Raw genomic sequence first — 8940 nt, 5'->3', positions numbered from 1 at the left:
AGGCTCTGGGATGTGGCTACGGGGGAGTGTACGAAGGTGCTCAAAGGGCATACTGATATTGTCACCTCGGTTAGCTTTAGCCCTGATGGCGAAACCCTCGCGAGCGGTAGTGATGATCACACCATTAAGCTCTGGGGTGTGAGGACAGGAGCCTGTCTACAAACATTATGGGGACATACCGATTGGGTACAGGCGATTGCCTTTAGCCCTGCTCAAGCCGGTGTTGGTCAAACGCTCGTGAGTGGTAGCTGTGATCAAGCCATCAAGCGCTGGGATGTGCGATCAGGTGAATGTTTGCAGACCTTTCAGGGACATACGCATCGAGTGAAGTCCATCGCCGTTGCGCCTCAGGCGACTCTGTTGGCAAGCGGTAGTGATGACCAGACGGTAAGACTGTGGGCTGTCAGCACCGGCACCTGTTGGCAAACGCTCACAGCCCATACTGATTGGGTGTTGTCCGTCGCGTTCCATCCTGGGGGCCAGTGGTTAGCCAGTGGCAGTGGCGATCGCACGATCAAGCTCTGGGATGTGCCATCAGGAAACTGTCTGCGGACGTTGGAAGGACATAGCCATCGAGTGCGATCGGTGGCGTTTAGCCCGGATGGCAGATTCTTGGTGAGTGGCAGTGAGGATCATGCCGTTAAACTTTGGGATGTCGCCACTGGAAACTGTTTGAAGACCCTCTTGGGTCATAGCCAGATTGTTTGGACAGTCATTTTTAATCACAAGGGACACACAATCGCTAGTTGCAGTGAGGACGGCACCATCAGAATGTGGGATGTTGATACTGGCACCTGTTTACAAAGGCTCAGAGTCGATCGCCCCTATGAAGGCATGAACATCACAGGCGCAATCGGCTTAACGCCAGCGCAGAGAACGACCCTAAAGGACTTGGGAGCCATCGAGTTGGCAGCATCGATTTAATGATCCATCCACTCAAAACAGGAGCATCACGATGAGCGAAGAGACGCAACAGCCTGACTCGGAAAACCCAGACGTAGTCCGTTCGCCTAAAAATACAGAGCGGGATCTGGAATCAGAAAACACTGGCAACACGGCTGATGGCTCTGAAACGGTGAGAGAGCTGGTTGTCATTAACGTTGAGGCGGATGATTCTCCTAAGAACGATCGACCGGTTGATCTAGCATCGCTGGCTCGGACGGTCGAGCAGCCTGAAGCCGTGAGAAAGCTGGTTGTGATTGATGATCAAGCTGCCACTGATCAGGACGATCGCTCCCCTAAAAATGACCGCGACTTCAAAAGCTGACCGACTACATTCAGAGGCCTAACGAACCGTATGGGACAACTCACGCCGATCACGCTGGCAGACGGTACCACAATTTATATCGAAGCCACGGACGATACTGCTACGCCCCGTGGTGATGTTGTGCGTGGCGCTCCCTATGACGATAATGCCCCACGCGGTCCCGTCATCATTGGTGAACCGCCGAAGCAAATCGCTCAGACCTTTGAGGCGATCGAGCATACAGTGCGGGCATATACGACCTATACGTTGAATGCGTTTAAGCAGGTGGCGATCGCCGAGGTCAGCGAAGTCACGCTTAAGTTTGGGGTCAATATCAGCAGTGAAGCAGGAATTCCTTACATTGCCAACGCGAAGGGTGGTTGCAACATGGAAATTACGGTGAAATGTGAGTTTCCGAAGAAAACTGAGTTGTGAGATCAACGTTTCGCTGCGTCAAACATCAGGTTTGATCAGGGATTCGAGTAGCAGCGGAACAGTAAGCTTGTTTTTACACAAAAAAGAAGGCGAATGGCGTAGTCTCCGGCTGCCGGATGAGTATCGCCGCACTTGTCGACGGCATCGTCACATTGGCTGACAATCCACGCTACAACTAAGCGCAACGGCGACTGAGGGCTGTGTGATGGAAATTCAACCTGCGAGCTAACCAGGGGGTGAGTTAACCTCACTCCCTGAAACAATTCGCCACCTACATCGACTACGCCTCAAACCTTTGTCCTAGCCGGTAATGGAATCGAGAACTTTTCCACCAGCTTGTTCGATCGCTTCATAAACGAGGTGGCGGATTTGGAAGAGAAATTCTTGCGATGCTCTGTTCATAACCGGTCCGAGTTCGGGAGCAGCCGTGTCGTAGATGACTTTTATCTCTCTTGCCCTTTCTGCCGTCGAACCTTGCCCGTCATAGCGATGTGCTGTGACCCAACGAGCTAGAGACTCTCTAGCAATACGTTCTTGAGTGAAGGAGTGCAAGGCAGCAAACACCTTTTGCCGAATGGCGTTGATCGCTTGTTCTGCTTCCTCATCCGAACTGGGTTTAGCAACCCAATTGATTGGATTGTCGAGGAACTGTGAGATTGACTCATTCAAGCGAGCCAAGAGGTCTGCAACCGGTTTTAGAGTATCGTACTCAACATCTGTCTCTTCAGCTAATCTTCGATTCAGTGCGCGAATACGGGTCCAGTGTTCTTTATGAACCCCAGCAAGCTGTTTAACCCCGAGAATGGCATCCCACCGCTTTTGAAAATCTCCAGTTGCCCGTTGGGCAGAAAAGAGTAAGCCAGCGGGATCGTAGATTGGTGTGACTTCCAGTGCTGCTTCTGGCTCAATCGCCTCTTCACAGAATTGTAGAAGTCGCTCAAGTTCATTTCGATTTAGTTTACGTTTACTCACTTCCTCTAAAGGCTTATCTAGTCCGCCAAGCATGAAGCAACGACGATCCAAATCACGTTCGATGGCTCTTACAACGGGCTGCCCCAGAATGTCACTCAAACTCCGCAAGGCATTGGTGACGGAAGCAAGAACATGGGCTTTTTTATCGTCAAATTTCGGTAGATTGTCCCCTTTTACATGGTCAAAGTGGGTGAAGGCAATGGCCAATTTTTGCTGATAGCCGCTAGCAGCAATCGCTCGAATGACAGAAAGGGGTGCTGCTTGCATCGGTTGCTGGGCGCTGTCAACCAGTAGGATGACATCGACACTTTCAAAGCGATTCGTAATATGGGTCGTCACACTTGTAGATGAATCAGGCGTATGTCCAAGACCCTGACCATCCATCAGGACTAAACACTGACTATTTTCCGTGAAGACAGGATCAAAGGGACCTTGTACTCTGATACCTTGAACGATCGGGGTTAACAAGCGCCCAAAGGAACGGGCATAGTTACTGGAGAACTGCTTGACCTGACCGAGAAACGTGTCCCGATCTTCATCTTCGTAGGTCCAGACTTCGGGCCAGCCGTTACGCTTTCTTTGAAGCGTTCCAGCCGTAAGCGCATCAAAACGTTGCTGCACCTCATCCATAATGTCATTGACCAGATCGTCAAAGCCTTCCAATGCTTGAACTTTCTCATCAAAGAGTTCTTCGGCAGCTTCACGATCTTTACCGCGTAGAACGCTAATGTCTTCTCCCAATTCTTTGTTAAGTTTTTGAATTGCCTCCTTAGCCATTTGGCGAATTTGGTGAACATAGCCTTCCAAAACGACGTGCATCTTGGCTCGCTCCTCATCGGTCGGAACGTTAGCCCCCACTTCTTCGGTTTCTGGCTCAATCACCGGTTCTTTATCATCAGCCTCCCAATCATCTTCCTCGTCCTCCTCGTCCTTTGAGAGTTTCCAAGAGCCAAGAACATAACTGAGCCTGAATTTTTGGTCTTGATGGTTGAGTAGACGGCTGACAAGTTTTTCATTAGAAGCCTTTTCCCATGCCGCTAGACAGGCATCAGCAACACACTCACGAACACTGGTGCGAACAGCCCATTCCGAAAAAAAAGTCACAACCCCTTTATAAAGATCATCTGCTGTGATGATTTCAATATCTGCAATCGTCGTCTTGGCCGTTGAGGTAGATGGAAAGCGATCCTTTTGAGGATCAGAACCAATGAGGTGTCGCAGCAAGGATGTCTTACCTGCTCCAGTGGTGCCGACAAAAAGAACTTTGGCATAGCCCTCTTCTCTGCCAGGCAGCGGAAGGTACTCTTCTTTTAGCGCCCACGGATCAGTAAGAGAGTTTTCAAACCCGTCATAGAAAGCATCAACGATGACAAGCGAGAACTTGCGCGCTGCTTCTTGCCGCATGGAAAGTCTGTGATAGGTTTCATTACTCAGCAATTCATTCATTTCTGCGACGAGGCGATCGGCTTCAACTTCATCAGAAGTACCCAGCCCACGGCGGATTTTTAAGCCCTGCTGAGTCCGTGGATCAGTGCGAAGTGGATGTCTAAAGGTAATTGCCCATGCCGAACGGCCTTGAGAGCGGCTTTTGGATGCCGTATAACGAGAAGCGATCATACGTTGTTCCTGGTTGTAGCAAAGAGCTATGTGTATCAAAGTTAACCGCTGCTTTTAAGAGTGTCAAGAGATTTAGGAACAACTAGGAACAACAAGGCTATCAATCGTTTTGTGTGCTACCGGAACAGCCAGCTCCATTAATGCTGGTTGGAGGAACCGGGGTAGACTTGCGTTGGGAGCAGGTCGATCTGCAGCAAGGGCTGCTTCACGTCACGGGGCTTAAACTCATTCAACCCCGGAATAAAGTCTTCAATGAGACGGCAATCCTCTTTGGGAGACATGTTACGAGCGTTGGTCATGGTGTTCATTGCCAGCTAATGTACAGACTTCAAAACGGTTCAAAATTCGTTTCCTTGCTTTCGGTCCCTTCCCAGCAGCACGAATAGCGGCTGAGGGCAGGTGTCCTTCAGGAGCCTGTAAGCTGTAACGGCGATCCCCTCCAGGTTGCCAGACCTGATTGATGCGCCAGCCCACGCGATCGCCAAAGCGCTCCCAATCCGCTTCTACCGCTTGCAACAGCTTAACCTGCACGCTAAACCCAAACCGACCCTCAGAATAGTGAACCCATAGCTGGTCGATCGCTTGTAAAGCCTCACAGTCAAACGTGTCGATCGCTGGACCCGGCAAATAATCAACCCGCCCAATCACCTGCAATAGCACCTCTCTGGTCTCCAGATCAGCGGCTTGCCAATGCCCCTGGCTTAAGAAGGCCTCAAGTTTGCGATAGTCTGCCCCTACAGTTGCACCCAGAGACTCAACCTGAGTTGGGGATGACTCCTGGTAAAACTGCTGTTCAACTTGGGACAAAACTTCGGTAGGCAGATGCTTGAAAAACCAATCTCTGGCAGCACCAAGCCCCCGATCAAAATAGATACTAGCTAAGAGAGCTTCTACGCCATCAGTCAAGTTTTTAGGCCCCACCATGCCAACATGGCGGATGAATTTTTCTAGCCCAAGCTCACAAGCAATGACCTCCAGAAGGGGATCGTTCACTAATTTGTCTCGGCTAACTGACAGTGTGCCTCGATCCCGTCTGCCTCGGCGCTGGTAGAGATATTCGAGCACAATAAAATCCAGCAAAGCATCGCCCAACAATGCCAGTCCTTCATTATGGTCTTCAGGCTTTGGCCCTGTTACAGCATAAGAACGTTCTGTAATCGCTGCTTGAAGCAAAGCTTTGTCAGAGAATGTGTAGTTGATCGCCGTCTCTATCGCTTCCAGATTGCTCGTTGGTAGGCTACGGTCAATCGCTTGCTGGGGCTTTGGCTGGGGCTGAGAGGCATTCAAAAAATGGCTGACATACCAGTTCTGAGCTATCTCCAACCCCTGGTCAAGATAGACGGCTGCCAAAAGAGCTTCAAAGGCATTAGTAATCTCTTTTTGACTGATTTGGTCGTCTTCGCTTGTGACTCTAATCAGTTCACTGAGCCGAATTTTGGCTGCAAGCTGCTCCAGATGGGCATTCATCACCAAGCGATCGCGCTCACTCGATAGAAAACCTTTCCCCGATTGATTACCGTAGATCCCATAGAGAGACTCAAGCACAATCAAGTCAAGCAGTGCATCGCCAAAGACGGCAAGCCATTCATTGTGAGCTTCAGGAGTCCCTAGATAACGGGCATACGTTGGACGCGTCAGAGACTGCCAAAGCAACGCTTGATCGTGGAAGGACAACCCGACCGCTGACTCAATGGCTGTAGCATCACTCATACTCTTGCTTCCTTTACTCAGTCAGTGAACCGGGTTCCGAGGTTTGAGCTTACTTCCCATTTAATGATCGTCACTCTTTGGGAGTCAGCACCACGGTCAGGGACCGCTGGTCAGCGGCTTTCGGGTTAAAGTGCAGGGGAACACTCTTATGAATGCCATGCTACCGATTGCTTAATTGATTCCGTTAAGCGGTGTATACAGCCCCTAAGAGATGGTTCTGAGAGAGTCATATTTTCAGCTTGAACTCTGACCACCTCAGCAATGGCTTCCCAGGTTGTCCAGCAGACTACCTCATCAATTTGTTCAATCAGAGTGGATTGCACGAGGTTATGGTTTTCAGCACGAGCAAGAACTAAGTCAAGGTAGTGCAAAATAGCGTCTTTGGGCAGTAATCGCCCATGTCCTTTTACCCGCACAGGCGGTGCAGAGCCGAGTACCAGCCATAGAAGCGGTTGGCGATGCCGATGTTGGGCGTCTCGCATGACTAAGACAAACTCACGTGCTAATTGCTCTGCTTGAAATGAGCTTGACTGAATTCGCTTTGCCTCAAGAATTCCATAACAGCTTGGCGATTGGATGATGCCATCAGGTTGTACTGAAAGCTTTGTTTGATGCGACCCCGCACTGGGAATCAGATAGGAGTTTTCTACCCCTGGTAAGAGTCTGAACTCTGACTGTTCAATTTCCTGCCGGAGTAGCATCCGTACTTTTTCTGCACCATGCGATGCTTCGATAACCGCTCCAAGAAATTGCTTACGAGGAAGGAAATCTAAGGCTTGAAACACCTCAGCAGTGAGAACATTCTCAAAGCCTCTTCCACCCTGATGATAGTTTCTAATCTTACTGCCAACCCATGACACCTCTTCTAGCAGCCGACCCAGAACACGAGAATTACCCTCTCTAAGACTCATTAAAATTTCTCCCTAAGGCTTTCAGTTCTAACTCCACGAGCGAGCTCGGAGTGATGCTTAATGTAAAAATAAGTCACTGCTTCTATCAGAGTTCCCAGAGTCTTAAAAGCAATAACGACAGAGAGTGCCTCTACCAATTACTTATACAAAGTCGGGGTTCTTAGGTGAGGGGAGAACTAGGGGTTTGAGGTGTGGTGGAACGAAAAGCCAGGTTAAGTGGCTCTTTTACATATTCAAAGAGGTTGAAGCCAATTAACATTGGCAGTTTTGCTTTCGGCTAGCGCTGCTAGGATAGGTCAATTGGGGTATACCAATTTGGATCAGCGCTCCCAAGAGATTGCCCATCTGGCACCTTTTCTTATGGCAGCTTGGCAGCAAAGCAACCCTTCTGCTGGGGAGGCAACTATTTCATTCTCAATGCAACGCTGAAATGTTCTGCTCCGTAAAGCTTATAGCCCTTCTTGAGTAAAGCTTGCTAAATCTGTGAGTCTCACCCAATAAGGGTCTTTCAGTTCGGTTTGAGCAAGTCATCAACGATGACGTAGATAGTTATAATTTCGGTAATCTTTTCTTTCTCTCCAAGTGTGACTGCTACTAGAGAGATTTTATTTGCTTAGCGCTTCCCAGCCTTAACTAACTAGCAACTTGGGTGAGTAACCTAACTTATGTGTTTCTACTGGCGTTTACTAATGCTGACCAAAAGTTTCCCAGAGAAACACACAAGCTTAACAGACCTAAACTTGCTAGGTTGACAGCGGTCCTGACTACATTACGAAAGGATAGCGCTTCTGTATGATAACGCTGAATTTTGGGCAAAAATTTCCTCAAGCATTAAGTCAAATTCAACGGTGTAATGTCTTAGTCATCGGCAATACAGGCGTAGGTAAGAGTACATTAATCAGTGCTTTATTCAATCGCCCGTTCAGCAATACCGTCACCCAAAAAATTTCAGCTCAACCTTATACTAAGACGGGGTTACCAATCGCTGTTTACGATACTCCTGGGTTAGAGAAGGATAAGAAGCAACGCCAGAAAGTAAAGCAAGACGTTGCAAAGTTCATTAGGCAGCAGAATCAGAAAGAACCGAGCGAACAAATCCATGCTGTTTGGTACTGCGTAAATTCCCAAGTGACTCGACCAACGGAGATCGATAGCAACTGGCTTGATTCAGTTGCGAAGGACTTGCCTGTCCTCGCAGTCATTACGCGAGCCAACGGAGTGGAAGCAGAATGGCTACAGCCTTACCTCGAGAATACTTTGGGTCTTCAGCGAGTTGTACCCGTCTTAACCAAAAAAGAGAATCTTCGGACAAAACCAATCGAGCCTTACGGTTTGGATAGTTTGCTCTCTGCCACTGAAGACTTAATCGAAGAGATTGCCCAAAAGGCAATCTCGAATGCAGTCAATGCTAAGGCTGAACAGTCGTATGCTTGGTGTAGAGATGGGTGTGCTAAAGTTCTGGCTGCACAATTAGTACCAGTACCCGTTGTGAAGTTGGCGACTGCCCCACTGCAAGTTTCAATGTTAGGGTCCATCTCGAAAACATTTGGCTATCAATTTAATCCGCAGGACTTAGGTAACTTGGTTAAAACAGTTACTGCAGTAGCAGGTTTTAACGGGCTTGATCTTCTTTTGGAAGACAAATTGAGTAATTTGCCAGGGATCGATTACAACAATATTCAGACGGTCAAGGATGTGATGTCCCATCTGGCAACTTCGCTGAACCATGCAGCGGGAATACTGCCCTTTAAAGAGCAATTGCTTGGCATACTGACTGATCTGTCTAACTCTCATTGGGTTGGTGCCTTACCAATCTTGAGATGTATTACTGCAATCGCTACCACGCTCTTAACGGGGTTTCTAGCTGTAGCGTACATTGAGGCGATGAAGGAGTATAAAGAGGCTGAATATAAAGGGCAGCCGCTGCCTGCGCTGGAGAAAGAGTTAGTTGAAAAGGCAAAGCAATTAAAGGAGGTAATCCTCCAATCTATAGAACTAGCTTATTCCGGGGTTTAACACCATCCTCTCTCTTTTGTCTGCACCGTTGCA

8 protein-coding genes are annotated in these 8940 nt (G+C 48.7%); 4 read left to right on the top strand and 4 right to left on the bottom strand.

The annotated features are described in order from the left end of the window. From H6F76_RS02210 to H6F76_RS02200, 3 genes are all read left to right on the top strand, one after another. Positions 1–924: WD40 repeat domain-containing protein (locus tag H6F76_RS02210; RefSeq protein WP_190505525.1), on the top strand; the 924-nt coding region annotated here is incomplete at its 5' end. Positions 925–955: 31 nt separating this feature from the next. Next, positions 956–1267: a hypothetical protein gene (locus H6F76_RS02205; protein WP_190505523.1), complete on the top strand. Its 312-nt coding sequence runs from the start codon at positions 956–958 to the stop codon at positions 1265–1267. A gap of 30 nt (positions 1268–1297) precedes the next feature. Then, positions 1298–1681 (top strand): CU044_2847 family protein, encoded by a 384-nt coding sequence (locus tag H6F76_RS02200; RefSeq protein WP_190505522.1) that lies wholly within the window; start codon positions 1298–1300, stop codon positions 1679–1681. Between the two features lie 300 nt (positions 1682–1981). On the opposite strand, the gene H6F76_RS02195 is transcribed toward H6F76_RS02200, so the two are convergent. The 4 genes from H6F76_RS02195 to H6F76_RS02180 form a co-directional block, all read right to left on the bottom strand. After that, a complete protein-coding gene (locus H6F76_RS02195; RefSeq protein WP_190505520.1) occupies positions 1982–4270 on the bottom strand; it encodes a hypothetical protein in 2289 nt (762 codons plus the stop codon). Between the two features lie 137 nt (positions 4271–4407). Next, positions 4408–4569, bottom strand: a complete 162-nt coding sequence (locus H6F76_RS02190) for a hypothetical protein (protein ID WP_190505519.1) — start codon at positions 4567–4569, stop codon at positions 4408–4410. Beyond that, a complete protein-coding gene (locus H6F76_RS02185; protein WP_190505518.1) occupies positions 4553–5980 on the bottom strand; it encodes a GUN4 domain-containing protein in 1428 nt (475 codons plus the stop codon). Before H6F76_RS02185 ends, H6F76_RS02190 begins: the two co-directional genes overlap by 17 nt. 146 nt (positions 5981–6126) lie before the next feature. Then, positions 6127–6891 (bottom strand): hypothetical protein, encoded by a 765-nt coding sequence (locus H6F76_RS02180; RefSeq protein ID WP_190505517.1) that lies wholly within the window; start codon positions 6889–6891, stop codon positions 6127–6129. Between the two features lie 792 nt (positions 6892–7683). Between H6F76_RS02180 and H6F76_RS02175 the strand changes: the two genes are divergently transcribed. Next, positions 7684–8907, top strand: a complete 1224-nt coding sequence (locus H6F76_RS02175) for a GTPase (RefSeq protein WP_190505516.1) — start codon at positions 7684–7686, stop codon at positions 8905–8907. The last annotated feature ends 33 nt before the right edge of the window (positions 8908–8940 follow it).

It is taken from the genome of Leptolyngbya sp. FACHB-321 (genome assembly GCF_014695975.1).
Taxonomy (GTDB): Bacteria; Cyanobacteriota; Cyanobacteriia; order Leptolyngbyales; family Leptolyngbyaceae; genus Stenomitos.
The sequence above is the reverse complement of the archived record's forward strand: the minus strand, read 5'-3'. Positions and strand labels throughout refer to the sequence as shown.